11 protein-coding genes are annotated in these 14,632 nt (G+C 35.2%); 7 read left to right on the forward strand and 4 right to left on the reverse strand.

Annotated elements, in window-relative coordinates:
• Nucleotides 1–4: 4 nt before the first annotated feature.
• The 3 genes from ABH942_RS12510 to ABH942_RS12520 form a co-directional block, all read right to left on the reverse strand.
• Nucleotides 5–1,927: a site-specific DNA-methyltransferase gene (locus ABH942_RS12510; RefSeq protein WP_370032446.1), complete on the reverse strand. Its 1,923-nt coding sequence runs from the start codon at nucleotides 1,925–1,927 to the stop codon at nucleotides 5–7.
• Nucleotides 1,928–1,998: 71 nt separating this feature from the next.
• Entirely contained in the window at nucleotides 1,999–2,370 is a 372-nt protein-coding gene (locus tag ABH942_RS12515) for a hypothetical protein (RefSeq protein WP_370032448.1), read from the reverse strand.
• A gap of 841 nt (nucleotides 2,371–3,211) precedes the next feature.
• Entirely contained in the window at nucleotides 3,212–4,321 is a 1,110-nt protein-coding gene (locus tag ABH942_RS12520; RefSeq protein WP_370032450.1) for an NAD(P)-dependent alcohol dehydrogenase, read from the reverse strand.
• A 292-nt stretch (nucleotides 4,322–4,613) separates the two neighbouring features.
• On the opposite strand from ABH942_RS12520, the gene ABH942_RS12525 reads away from it, so the two are divergent.
• From ABH942_RS12525 to ABH942_RS12545, 5 genes are all read left to right on the forward strand, one after another.
• The gene (locus ABH942_RS12525) at nucleotides 4,614–4,817 is read left to right on the forward strand and encodes a hypothetical protein (protein WP_370032451.1); all 204 of its coding nucleotides are present in this window, start codon (nucleotides 4,614–4,616) and stop codon (nucleotides 4,815–4,817) included.
• 396 nt (nucleotides 4,818–5,213) lie between these two features.
• On the forward strand, nucleotides 5,214–5,978 hold the full coding sequence (locus tag ABH942_RS12530) for an SDR family NAD(P)-dependent oxidoreductase (RefSeq protein ID WP_370032453.1): 765 nt from the start codon (nucleotides 5,214–5,216) through the stop codon (nucleotides 5,976–5,978).
• Between the two features lie 20 nt (nucleotides 5,979–5,998).
• Nucleotides 5,999–6,913, forward strand: a complete 915-nt coding sequence (locus ABH942_RS12535; protein ID WP_370032455.1) for a helix-turn-helix domain-containing protein — start codon at nucleotides 5,999–6,001, stop codon at nucleotides 6,911–6,913.
• Nucleotides 6,914–7,173: 260 nt separating this feature from the next.
• Complete coding sequence (locus ABH942_RS12540) at nucleotides 7,174–7,629, forward strand: GNAT family N-acetyltransferase (RefSeq protein ID WP_370032457.1); 456 nt, start codon at nucleotides 7,174–7,176, stop codon at nucleotides 7,627–7,629.
• Nucleotides 7,630–7,840: 211 nt separating this feature from the next.
• Entirely contained in the window at nucleotides 7,841–8,254 is a 414-nt protein-coding gene (locus tag ABH942_RS12545) for a hypothetical protein (protein WP_370032459.1), read from the forward strand.
• Nucleotides 8,255–8,479: 225 nt separating this feature from the next.
• Here ABH942_RS12545 and ABH942_RS12550 read toward each other — a convergent pair whose 3' ends face one another.
• Nucleotides 8,480–9,025, reverse strand: coding sequence for a hypothetical protein (locus ABH942_RS12550; protein WP_370032460.1), 546 nt, complete (start codon nucleotides 9,023–9,025; stop codon nucleotides 8,480–8,482).
• A 624-nt stretch (nucleotides 9,026–9,649) separates the two neighbouring features.
• On the opposite strand from ABH942_RS12550, the gene ABH942_RS12555 reads away from it, so the two are divergent.
• On the forward strand, nucleotides 9,650–13,837 hold the full coding sequence (locus ABH942_RS12555; protein WP_370032463.1) for a fibronectin type III domain-containing protein: 4,188 nt from the start codon (nucleotides 9,650–9,652) through the stop codon (nucleotides 13,835–13,837).
• Between the two features lie 242 nt (nucleotides 13,838–14,079).
• Nucleotides 14,080–14,628 (forward strand): GNAT family N-acetyltransferase, encoded by a 549-nt coding sequence (locus ABH942_RS12560; RefSeq protein WP_370032465.1) that lies wholly within the window; start codon nucleotides 14,080–14,082, stop codon nucleotides 14,626–14,628.
• Nucleotides 14,629–14,632: the final 4 nt, after the last annotated feature.

Here is a 14,632-nt window from a genome sequence, read left to right on the forward strand (position 1 = left end):
TTCCTTATTGTTTGTAAAACTGATTATTAATAATTATGTCTTCAGTACTTACTTTATAAGCTTCATCTTCAATTTCTGAATAGTTTACATATAACTGGTTTTTATCCAAAACCTCAACTAAATAATGCTTCATTTGGTCTAAATCTCCTGTCTTAAAAACTTCTAATCGTTGATTAAATGATTTTTTATCAAACTGATATGAAAGAAAAGCACTTTTCTCCATTTCGTGCCAAATCTCTATAAGCTCTTCTCTTTTGTGAGCTACCTGTATTCTTTCAATAAATAGTTGGTTGTATTTCATAAGTTCACCATATACAAATGAACCACTTTGATTGTTACTAATTACACTTTTGATTCTTTGACATGTAATATCTTCGATATAATCCATCTGTTCGCACATTATAAATTTCCGATTTCCACCATCTTGCTTATTCAGTTCTAATACAGCATGAGCCGTAGTGCCACTTCCAGCATGATAATCTAATACAATTGCATTTTTATCATCTTGCACTACTGATTTAACACAATCCAAGACTGTATATAGAGATTTAGGAAATGAAAATTTAGACTCTCCCACGAGTCCCTTTATCATAGCAGTGCCATGCGGTCCTGCATTATATTTTTTATCTACCCAATTACTATATACAGGTTTGTAGACATCCTTTCGACTTTTTTTAATTTTTAAGGAATAGTTTCCTTTTTTAGAACAAACTATCATATTTTGGCTGAATAAATCAACAAGTGTTTCTCTACTATATCGCCATCTTCTTTCATTTCCACTTCCATCAAATGGATAAACTCTAATCCATCCTTCTTCTGTTTCGTCTAATGGATATATTTCATCTACCTTTAAGTTAGGTCCAATACCTTTCACCTCTCTGGTGATTTTATCTACATATACTGCACAAAACATGTTTGGTCGCTTAATTCTAAAATAATCATCACCTGCACCAGATTTCATTAGACTCCATTCTTCTTCAGTTTCTTCGATATACTCACCTTTTATTAATCTTTTTCCAGAAGGCATAGTGAAAATAGCGTATTCGTGTGTTGTTGAAATATTTAATCCACCGGAACCTTGCGGATGATGATTTACTACAACAGTTTCGTGCGTATGTTCAGAAAAAATTTCTTCTAAAAGCAATCTTAATGAAGCAAATTCATGGTCGTCTATTGCAGTAATTAAGACACCATCCTGAGATAATAATTTCTTAGCAATTTCCAACCTATTCTTCATAAATGTCAACCACGTTGAACGTTTAAAATTGTTGTTATAAGAAAAGGTATCTCCACCTCCACCAGTATTATATGGAGGGTCAATATAAATTAATTTAATTCTACCTCTATGAGTCTTCAATAAGGATGCTAAGCAAAGTAGATTATTTCCCTTCAAGATTAGGCTCTCATTCCCAGTTAATTTTGTAACCGTATGTTCCCCATTTTTATCAAACATTTTAAAGTTTGTAAATACCTTAGGAGATAAAAGACGGTCTACATTATCTGGTGCGAGAGTTTCATTCCAAAATATTTCACTCCTTTTTTGGTCTTCCTTAGTTTGTCCTCCTTCTAAAATGCAATCTTTATGAGGCCATACTAATGCAATATCGTTATTGGACATAATGTAATTATCTGTACTACCATCATTGAAGGTCAGTCCAATTTTATTTTTAAAGGCAGTATAGCTATCAGGTAAAAATGATTTATTATTTACAAAACGCTGAAAAGCTATTTTATCAAATACTAAGACTCCATCTATATCTTCAAAAAAGTGTTTCTTGAAGGTTTCATTACTTATAAGTGTTTTTATTAGCTGATGTTGCACTTTTAAGGCTGCTTCTACCACTTTATTCTTGTTGAGTTGTCCGTCAACTACAAAGGTATCTTCGCCTTTTAAAAGTTCTATAAGCTCATTTTGCAGGTTTTGCATTTGGTAATCTTATTGGTTAAAAGTTACCAAATATAAGAAACTGAATGGTGATAAAACAGTAGAAATCGAATTTACTGGGAAGTAATATCAATACAATTTGCCAATATGGAGGTGAGCTGAGGTTTTGGCTTGTACCCAGTGAATACCTCAGTCGTGTCTATGTTCTGCCAGTCAGATACTTTCGAATTGAATCCCCATTCATCGTATTGAGTTACATGCTGAGGTTCTAAAGACTTCTTAACTTCTTTTATTTCAGAGTTAACCCCAAACCTCTCAAAAATACGTTTTCCTTTCATTGATGTAAGTATATTGTCGAGTGCATATACATAAAATTGGTAAGACGTTTTTTCTCCCTTCTTCTTTATTTTTGGTTCAGAAAAAATTTTACTAACATATTTAATAATTTCAATTAATCCAGTTTCGACATTAAATATTTTTCTCATATCCTGAGCCTACCTTTGAGCAAATTTTAGGAGTCTATAATTTTAGCCAGTCACGGATTATTATTCTGTCAATTTCTTTATTAGCCACTATTAAATAAAGGTATGGATTCTATGTTCTCTTGGCGGGATTAAAATTACATTCCAGCAATTTTACTCCAATTAGTTTATCCCCATGCCTCTAAGATAGTTCTTTTTATGGCGGTTTTAATACGTTGAAATCCCCCTACAGTACTTTAGCTATTCTAATTTTCAGTTGTGAAGTGGTATAAGCTTTAACTATTAGCGTAACAAAATTTAGGACTCTTCCCATAATTCAATAATTAGATAGTACTTGTTTATGATTTTAGCTTTTCTAATTCTACAACACAGTGTACAAAATCTGTTTTTGCAATATCTTCCGTAAATCCGTCCGTTAGCGGTTATAACTTGACTTTGACAATGATAAATATTCCACTGACTTTTAAGTTTTTCATCTTCTCCTTTTTCTTTTGCTACTCCTACAAGATTTAGCATCATACTTTGGGTAATTGTTTTGCGTTTTGCTCTTCCCTGTAAAGCCTCATTATTACTGCGATCTGCCCTATTTCACTGACTAAAACTACATTTTATCTCGGCTTAGTTGTCCCTTTCTCTCCTATTGTATCAAGATACGAGAATATAAAGAATATTACGAATAGAACACGATATCCTAAAAATACATCAAGCATATTCTCCATGAGAGGAGACAAGAATATGAGCATATCTTAGACAATCTGAAAAGGTTAAGATTTGCGAACAGAGATACACCACGGCAGCCAGCAATCTGGAAATGAAACTGGCTTCACAGAGATAATTAATTATACTATTGGTTGTATTCCCCTATTAGAATAACCGGTTTAATCGTTTTTCCGGTTTCAGAATCTTCAATAGCTTGATTGATATCTTCAAATTTGTACTTCTTGATCAATTTATCAAAAGGAAATTGACCATTCAAATACATCTCTACCATTTCTGGAATAAATTCTGTGGGAACACTGTCACCTTCAACAATACCAATCAATTTAATACCTTTTAAAACATAGCTGTTCATTTCCACTTCTAATGGTTTTGTCGCAACACCTACAATTCCCATCTGTCCTAGAGATTTTAAATTAGCCAAAGTATTATTGATGACATCATTACGACCCGTAGTATCAAAACCAAAATCAAAACCTTTCGGAGAAATGACCTGTAAAGCCTCAATGACGTTTTCATTACGACTGTTGATGACGTGAGTCGCTCCCAATTCCAGTCCAAAGTCAAGACGCTCTTGATTGATGTCAACTAAAACAATCTGTGCCGCAGAACAGGCTTTTGCTGCTAATAACGCAGCCAAACCAACAGCACCGGCACCAGAAATCACCACTGTTTTTCCAGGAGAAACTTGTAGTGAGTTTATGATTGCACCTGCACCTGTCTGTATTCCGCACCCTAAGGGTCCTAATAATTCTAAGGGAGCCTTTTCAGAAACTTTGATCGCATTTCTTTTATTTGCAATGGCATAAGTCGCAAATGACGACTGCGAAAAGAAATTGTCAAAAATACCTTCTTTATTATGGTGATGGCTATGAGAACCATCTAAACGAGCACCTCCAAAATTTAGTGCGGGGAAATTTTCGCAATATGTTGGCTTACCGTGTTGACAGGTATAACACTCTCCACAAAAACCAAATGTCAATACAACGTGGTCGCCAGGTTTAAGGTTTGTAACACCTTCACCAACTTTTTCTACAATACCTGCTCCCTCGTGTCCTAAAACAATTGGGAATGGTGTCGCACCGGTTTGCTGGTCACGTGCGGCCATATCTGTATGACACGTACCAGTTGCGACAATTTTTACAAGAACCTCATCTGTTCTTGGCTCATCTAGGGATATTTTTTCCAATTCAAATTTCCCTCCTTTTTCTTTTATTAGTGCAGCAGTTATTTCCATAATCTAAAATTTATTGATTTTATAAAAAATTATTTAATTCTCCTGACGAATTATATACCTTAAAGTTATCTATTTTTCATCTTACACATCCATTTTTATGATTAAATTTTGTTTTAGCGTGTATAAAAATTCGGTTTTCGGAATTGGTGGGATAGATAAATTGACTATAAAATTATAATGTTAATTTTATATATTCGTTATAGTAAGCTTTTAAGAGATCGGTTAGTTTTTATAAGGTATATAAGGCGAGTTTACGAGAACAAATCCAAACAACATCAGTTTTATCAGAAATATGAACTCAAAAGAAAGTTTTAGATTATCGGCCGAAATAAACACTCATAATTCAGCATTAAGAATTATAAAATCCAAAGGCTATAAGATTTTTTTATATCCCAACATAACTGATGAATTGTATGGTACTTATTGGGCCATAAAAGAAAACAGGGATTTTATAGCGGAAGATCCTTTAAAATTATTGGGCATTATTACCATCTAGGAAACTAATGGAGACAATTGGAGCGGACCACCAAATAGTGAAAATTTACGAGATGAGATTGCTAGTAAAGCTTTTCCAGATAGTGTAGCAGATATTGAAAAACTGAGCGAAGAAGATTTTAAAACATTAGTCTCAGATTATAGAGTTTTTTTTAATAGAATATTTCCCAAAGAAATACTATCTCCAAATCCAACAAGGCAAGAGTTTTTTGAAATAGTAAGTAATTTTTATAAATGGGACTTGGAAAATTTTTACGAGTGGGAAAAATAATTTTAGACACCTAATTGGAATCAAAAAATCAGCAGCTAAGTTTAGACTACAACAATCAATAATTCGGCTACACCCAAAAAAGATTTAGTAAGGAACTTTGTCATATAAATTAAAAACAAATAAATTATGTCAACAAAGAGTAAAATTGCTTTAGTAACCGGTGGAAGCCGTGGTTTAGGAAAAGATATGGTTATCAATTTGGCTAAAAACGGAAACAATATTATTTTTACCTACAACAGTAATAAAACAGAAGCCGATAAGGTTGTAGAAGAAGTTGTATCACTCGGACAAAAAGCCATTGCTTATCAATTGGACGTAAGCAATGTAAAATCCTTTGATGCATTTGTAGGTGATGTCAGTCAACATTTACAGGAACACGAAGGTTCTCCAAAGTTCGATTTTCTAATCAACAATGCTGGTGCTGGAGTATACGGCTCGGTAACTGAAACGACTGAAGAAGCATTTGACCAAATGATGAATGTTCATTTTAAGGGTGTTTATTTCTTAACTCAAAAACTTCTGCCTCTGCTAAATGATGGAGGAAGAATTGTAAATATCTCATCAGGATTGACCCGTATATCTTTCCCTAATGTTTCCGCTTACGCAAGTATGAAAGGAGCTATTGAAACCTACACGAAATGTCTGGCCAAAGAATTAGGCAGCAGGCAGATTACAGCCAATGTGGTTGCTCCAGGCGCCATCGCTACTGATTTTGGCGGAGGTTCTAACAAATCCGATGAAAATAAAAGAAATGCAATCGCTTCCATTACCGCTTTAGGACGTGTTGGTGTACCAGAAGATATTGGAGGTGTTGTCGCCTTCCTATGCACTCCTGCTGCAAGATGGATGAATGGTCAGCGAATTGAACTTTCCGGAGGAATGATGTTGTAATATTTTTGTATTTTTGAAAGATGAGTCAAAATCAGATACATAGGGTTAAATCAATAGCTGAATTCCATAAGATGAAGGGATTGCCTTCGCCTCAGCATCCGTTAATCAGTTTGTTTGATTATGGAACCTTTAAATGCTCAACAGAAATCAATCATAAGAACTTTGTATTTGACTTTTATCACATTTCTATAAAACGTAGTATTGGCGCGACATTTAAATACGGTCAAAATCACTATGATTTTGATGATGGCGTGATGTTCTTTATAGCCCCTAACCAGGTTTTTGGTATTGAAACTATCGAAGAAATTGCCAGTGCCAAAAGTGGCTGGGTGTTAATGATACATCCTGACTTTTTGTGGAACACTCCATTAGCCAGCACTATCAAGCACTATGATTTTTTTGATTATGCCGTGCATGAGGCATTATTTCTTTCCGAAAAGGAAGAGGCGATTCTCAATACTCTTGTGAAAAATATAGAAATGGAATACTCGGGCAATCTGGATAAGTTTACCCAAAACATCATTATTTCACAAATCGAAACCTTACTCAATTATTCTGATCGTTTCTACCAGCGGCAGTTTTTGACCCGCAAAGTCAGTAATCATAAAATTTTAGAGAATGTTGAAAGGATTATCGACGATTACTTTAATGATGACAACACAACAGGACTTCCAACGGTTCAATTTGTTGCAGATTCATTGAATATGTCCCCTATGTATTTAAGCAGCTTACTAAAATCATTAACAGGACAGACTACGCAGCAACATATTCACGAAAAATTAATTGAAAAAGCCAAAGAAAAACTGTCTACAACAGCATTGACGGTTTCAGAAATAGCGTTTGATTTGGGTTTTGAACATAGTCAAAGTTTTTCTAAGTTGTTTAAGACAAAAACGAACTTGTCTCCTTTAGAGTTTAGAAGTTCGTTTAATTAAGGGAATTAAAATATTTTAGGAACTTAAAGCCAGAAAGTGGCTGTTCCTCCTTCTCTACTGAAAATTAAAAACCTCGTAAGTCATAGATTTATGAGTTTTTTTTTGCTGATCCATTGTCGCATTTAATAACCAAAAACGATTTATAGAGATTATTATTATATTCGAAGATATATGTTTAAACATCTATTTTAAATAACTTTATGGATGTTTGTTTCGAATATAAACAAGTTAGTAAAATGTTTCCTTTTAATACTTTAAAAATGAAAATTGAAAGATCCGAAAAAAATGATAATCTTATTTTGAGTGAAATAACTTTCGAAGGAAAAGCATTTTGGGGATACGAAAAAGAGCAACTCGAAAAATGGAGGAATGATTTAACAATAACACAAGATTATATTGAAAATAATGAAACATTCAAATTAATTATTGACGATGAAATAATAGGATACTACTCTATTTTGAAACTTGAAAATAAGACCATAAAACTTGACTATCTATTTTTATTGCCAAAATTTATTGGAAAAGGATATGGGAAGTTCTTAATGAATCATTGTATCAAAAAAGCAAAAGAAACTAATATGAAAAAAATAATTCTCGATTCAGATCCTAATGCCGAATTATTTTACAAATCTTTTGGGTTCAAAACTTATAACCAATTAAAGACATCAATTGAAAACCGATTTTTACCGCAAATGGAATTGGATATAATGATATAAATCTTCTGTTAACAGTTGTTTTGCACAATAGCTTGTTTCTTTCTTGGATAATATTCTGAGCTTTAGAATTTCTTATTACATTTTTCTTAATTTTATGCCACTACTACCAAGTCATGAAACGTTAGTAGTAATTATTAAAGACCATTTATACAATTAGCAAATGAAAAATACAATACTAATACCAAGCCATTAGAACAATTCTAAATGAATTATGAAAATCAAAACTTTTGCATTCCTATTTTTTATTCTCTTAACAGAATCAGTTATTGGACAAGTGAAACCTTGGGAACCAGTAACAGATCCAGCTTTTATAAAATTTAGGGAAACCATTTCTAAATTAGAACGCTTACCTTTAAATATTGAGCCAGTTAAACCTACTGATACTATTTCGTTGGTTGATATAAATGGAATAGCTGAAAAGTATAAATTAAGATATGTAGAAACACGAGGAAATCCACCAAGTTTTGAAGAACATTTAAAAATAGATAATCGTCTTCTATTTATAAATTCATCCTATTCTTGTACTAAATTAGGAACGGATTTCATTATTATACTTATGGCCAGGCCTACAGGAATGATAAACGACATAACATATTACTACGAAATCATTAAAAAAGAAAAGTAAAAATAGAAGAAGCACTTGTTTAAAAAACAATTGGGCTACTGCTAACAATATTGTAATGAATTACAATTCATCACACTTTAAAAACCTTTATAATACCCCGCCCTATCAATGACGAGGTATTTTTATTTCCAATATTTACTTATGAAAGTTTAGGTTTTTTTTACAAATAATTGCAAAACATAAATCCTAATATCAGTAGGCAGAATCACATAGAATTTAAGAAGCCTAACGATAGCTTTTTATTTTTTCAGCATACTCTTTTGTGTAATCCATAAACATGTGGGCCCGGGTAGCTAATCGGACAACCTTATTCTTATACCTGACTAAATAGTCACGGCCTTTGCCATTGCAAAATCCATTTCCTGAATATAATGCTTCCCGAATTTCTTCTTCAACATCTGCGGCTGCGGCTTCGTTATCAAACTCATAAATAAACATCATAAAATCCGGATAATAATTTTTCGGTTTTGCTTCGGTACGCTTGACATAATAACGTCTTATACCGTTACCCTTGATTTTAAGTATTAAATTATCATTGCAGTTGGAAAAAGACACTTCCTTTTTGTCTTCTTTGCTTTCAATTTTAAACTTTCCCTTTCTGAAATCCTCTTCAAGTCGTGAAATCAGTTCCTTATCATCAATTGCCTTAGTATTAAAGGTTTTAATTTCTGCATTTTCATCAGGATAATCCCAATTTAATTTTTTTTCTTTTGAATCATTACAAGAAACAAACAGAGGAAAAATTACAAGTAGTAATAACAGTTTTTTCATTTACTATTTTTTTATGATGAAAGTATGTTTGTATAAAGACGAATATCGACTACTTGCGAATTTATAACTAAAAACACTACACCACCCCAAACCACCAACAAATTTTATTAAGATTTATTTAGCATTTTAAAAAGATTAATGCTAATTTTCGGGCCAAATCAACAAACCCAATGCTCAAACAGTATCAATTCGACAAAGAGGAGCTCTCCTTCAATCCTACCGGGCTTTTGTCGACATCAACTCCTACTCATCAAAATGTTTTTTTGCCAATTTCTGATTATCAGGTCATTTTGAATCGAACTAAAATTAGCCAAAAAAGTATGACTTATCAGCATTCTTACTATTGACAAAATCTTAAAATTTTATCGTATCTACCTTAATGCTAAAGTACTGCTCGTACCTCAAAATTGTAAGCTCCCTTTTTTCATAAAAACGATTCTACACTGAATAACTACGTTAATATTCAAAAAAGCCTCGCTTATACATTAGTTGAGATTATGATTTTTCTTTGATTTATTATTGCATGCGATTAAACTGTAAATGATGGAATTAGATGGATTCAATACAAAAATCACATCTAAATTTGACATCTAAAATTTTAAAAAGCAACCTTAAATATAAACTATGAAAACAAAAATTACTTTTCTGTACCTTCTGGCACTTATATGCTTTATCCAGAAGGTCAGTGCGCAATGCACTTACGGAAGTCTGACTTCCTCACAAGCAATTACCCCCGTTTATGACAACAATGAACGTATCATTTTCAATGGTATCCGTCCGGGCGAATATCTGTTGGTAAAAACATTTTCAACGGCTACACGATATACATTCAAAAGCACACGTGCCACAGATTATATCACGATTGCCGATGCTAACGGTGCACAAGTATTTGTGAGCGGACTCTCGGGTTCGAATGGTCTGAACTTTACACCTCCTTACCCTCAGACGATCCGTTATTACATTCACACTGGTTCACAGTGTGAGAGTGGTGATATAACAGATAGACAAGTATATTTAAAAACTACCACAATAGACAATTCTTGTGATTCTCCTAATACACTTTCGGTTTCAAATATCACATCAAACTCTTGTAAAGTGAGTTGGAATGCTCAAATTATAGGGCAGATCACGTCTTATGATGTTTTTGTAAACACTACCGGAATTTCTCCTGTTGCGAATACAAATCCAACTGTGCAGTCAGCAGGTTACAGAGAAGCTCAAGTATCGGGATTAGCTGCCAATACGGTACACTACTATTGGGTACGTACTCAATGTGTTGCCAATGGAGGAGTTTGGGTTCCTGGTGGCTCTTTTACGACTACTGCATCCGGAACGGGCACAAGCGGCTGTAACGGTGCTCCTTTTGGACTGTATCCTGAAGCTACTGTCAATGTAACCTGTAATGGAACTGTTCAGCAAATTGCTGCCGATGCCCATGCAGGAGAATATACAAACGTAAATGTAACTCCTAATGAGCAATACACATTTAGTAGTTCAGTATCGACAGACTTTATCACTATTACTGATCCTACCGGAGCTACCATTTATGCTTCCGGACAGACACCGTTTGTATGGGTTAACAACTCCAGTTGGGGAAGCATAAGATATTACCTGCATACCAATTCTTCTTGCGGTACACAGAATACACCAAGAATCAAATCGATTAAATGTGGTGGTGTTGTGGGAGGATGTACCACTGGAGACCTTCATCCACAAACTACATTTACTCCTGCTTGCACGGGCTCTCTTGAAATGATAGTTAACAACGCCTATGCGGGCGAATATTCAAATGTCAATGTAACGGCTAACAAGCAATACACTTTTTCAAGTTCAAATGTAGGTGATTATATCACTATTTCGAATCCGGTTGGAAATGCAGCAATAGCTACCGGCCCTTCTCCATTGGTTTGGAATTCAGGTACAACATCTGGTGTCATCAGATATTACATACACACTAATTCAAGCTGTGGTACACAGAACATCAACAGACAGCGTTACATCCAATGTAGTGCTTCAGCACCAACTTGTGATGTACCAACTGCTTTATCAGTTACAAACATAACATCAAACTCAAGCCGATTGAACTGGACTGCACCTGCAACTCCACCTGCTTCATACGATCTATATATTGTTACTACAAATACGGCTCCAAGTGCCAGCACTGCTGCTACTGTTACAAGCACTACTGCCGGTGTGGGTGTTTTAAGCGGATTGACAGCTTCTACAACTTACTATTATTGGATCAGGTCTAATTGTGGTACTGCAAAAAGTGCATGGGTATCAGGTGGAAGTTTTACTACTATTGCTGCCTTAAACTGTAACGGTGCTCCTAACGGATTGTATCCTAATGCTACTTTCACGCCAGCGTGTACAGGAGCTAATGAGCCAATAGCTACTGACTCTTGGCCGGGAGAATATTCAAATGTGAACGTAGTGGCAAATAAGCTATATACGTTTACAAGTTCGGTTGCTACAGATTATATTACGATTACAAATGCCACAGGAACTACAGTTTTAGCAAGCGGAGTAACGCCTTTAAACTGGACTTCAGGTTCTACTACGGGAGTTGTGAGATATCACTTGAATACTAATGCTAGTTGCGGAACTGCTAACGCAGACAGAACACGTTCTATTAAGTGTGTTGATGCTCCGACAGGAGGTTGTGGTGTACCAACTGCTTTATCTGTTACAAACATAACATCAAATTCAAGCCGATTGAACTGGACTGCGCCTGCAACTGCGCCTTCTTCATACGATCTTTATATTGTTACTACAAATACGGCTCCGAATGCCAATACCACTGCTACTGTTACAAGTAATAATGCAGGTGTGGGCGTTCTAAACGGATTGACAGCTTCTACAACTTACTATTATTGGATCAGATCTAATTGTGGTGGTACAAAAAGTGCATGGGTATCTGGTGGAAGTTTTACGACCATTGCTGCCCTAAACTGTAACGGTGCTATTAACGGATTGTATCCTAATGCTACTTTCACACCAGCATGTACAGGAGTTAATGAACAGATAGCTGCTGACTCTTGGGCAGGAGAATATTCAAATGTCAATGTAATGGATAACAGACAGTACACGTTTACAAGTTCTGTTGCCACAGATTATATCACGATTACAAATGCGAATGGAACAGTAGTTTTGGCCAGCGGAGTAACGCCTTTAAACTGGAGTTCAGGCTCTACTTCAGGTGTTATAAGATACCACTTGAATACCAATGCAAGTTGTGGAACTGCAAACGCTGATAGAGTACGTTCTATTAAGTGTGTCGCTGCTCCAGCAGGTTGCGGTGTACCAAGCAATCTTTCAGTAACCGACGTAACATCAAACTCATGTCGAATTAACTGGACGGCTCCGACACCGACACCTATGGGATATGATTTGTATGTTGTACAGAGCAATACTGCTCCTACCGCAAATACTACCCCTACGCATCTCTCTTCTACTAACACAAGACTTATCAGTGGATTGAGTTCTGCAACAAATTACAACTATTGGGTACGAGCGAATTGCGGTACTACAAAAGGAGACTGGGTTTATGGCGGAAGTTTTGATGCTATTCCTGTTGTTGGTTGTAATGGTGCTATATATGGATCTTATCCTACAGAAACCCTTCAGATCGCTTGTACAGGAAGCCCTGAAGTAGTTGCTGAAGGTCTTGCCGGTCAGTTTACAAAGATTTATATCAATTTCAGCCAATATTATGTTTTTTCAAGTTCAATAGCAACGGATTATATCACGATCACGGATGCATCTGGATTGACAGTTTATGCAAGTGGAACTACGCCACTAAGCTGGGCATCTGGAAGCAACGTAGGAGCTATCCGTTATTATGTACACAGCAATGCAAATTGTGGGGCTGAAGATGCTATCAGAGTAAAATCGGTTACATGCAGCAGTACTCCGATTGGAGGTTGTGGTTTACCAACCAATGTTACGGCATCTAACACAACTTCAAACTCTGCTCTAATTAGCTGGACAGCTCCAGTTCCAACACCTTCTGCAGGATATGATTTGTATGTTGTAAACAGCAATACTGTTCCTAATTACAATACCACTCCTACGCATACAGTTTCTAACAACTACACTTCAACGGTTGTGAGCGGACTGAGCCCTGCAACAAATTATGTATATTGGGTACGAGCTAATTGTGGTTCTACAAAAGGAGACTGGGTTTATGGTGGAAGTTTTGATGCTATTCCTGCTGTTGGTTGTAACGGTGCTATATACGGGCCTCATCCTGTAGAAGCTGTGCAGATTGGCTGTATGGGAACTGCTGAGATCATTTCTGAAGGCTATGCTGGAGAATATGCAAAAATTTATATAAATTTTGGTCAGCAATATACCTTCTCAACTTCAGTAGCAACGGATTATATTACTATCACGGATGAGTCGGGAATAACAGTTTTGGCAAGCGGACAAACACCACTGAACTGGGCATCCGGAAGCAATGTAGGCATTATCCGTTATTATGTACACACTAATGCAACCTGTGGTTCTCAAAATTCTGTCAGACTAAAATCAGTAACTTGTAGAAATCCTCTAGGTGTTGGTCAATTTGATCAAAATAAGATTGCAATTTATCCGAACCCAAGTTATGGACAATTTACAATTGAAACCGGAAATGTAACGGCTGATACTATCACAGTTATAGATAATCTTGGAAGAGTTATCACTACTTTCAAACCATCTTTATCAAAATCGGATTTATCGATCGATAATTTTGCAGAAGGTATCTATTATGTAAAAATAGATTATCAGAATAAGACTGTTACTAAAAAACTGGCTCTTAAAAAGAACTAATTTTTTATAAATTACATAGAATTTTTAAACTTTAAACCCCGCTAAATGCGGGGTTTTTACTTTCTTCCGGCACAGATCAGATGTTGTAGTTTGGAACTGGGGCTTTATTTCTAAACGAAATTAGCGCTATAAGGAGAATTAAGTATTTTGATTAAAAGCATCATAAATCACTATTCAAAGCCTCATTATTGTGAGGCTACGGACGAAAAAAATTATAATTTTACAGAAACACAAAACGAATTATGCTTACTATAGATTTCTCAGATTTTCCTGAATTGGAAACAGAAAGGTTAAAACTCAGACGCGCTGATTTAAATGACGTCCATGAGCTCTTTGCACTGCGCTCTGACCCAAACATAATGAAATATATTCCTCGTCCGGTAGCCACATCATTGGATGAAGCGTCAGAACACTTTAAAATGATGGATGAAAAAATTAGCAACAATGAGATAATTAATTGGGCTATTACGCTAAAAGGCAATCCCAAAATGATTGGAACCATAGGCTATTTTCGTATGAAACCTGAGCATTACCGAGCAGAAATTGGTTATATGCTGCTTCCTGATTTTCATGGAAAAGGTTATATAACTGAAGCAATTAATCTAGTTGTGAAATATGGTTTTACTACAATGGGATTACACTCTATCGAAGCAATGATTGATCCTGAAAATATAGCCTCGGCCAAAGCATTAGAGAAATGTAGTTTTGTTAAGGAAGCACATTTTAAAGAAAATGAATTCTATAACGGACAATTTCTCGATACCGTAATTTATTCTAAATTAAATAAATAAGAGT

This window comes from Flavobacterium sp. 28YEA47A, assembly GCF_041262125.1.
Taxonomy (GTDB): Bacteria; Bacteroidota; Bacteroidia; order Flavobacteriales; family Flavobacteriaceae; genus Flavobacterium.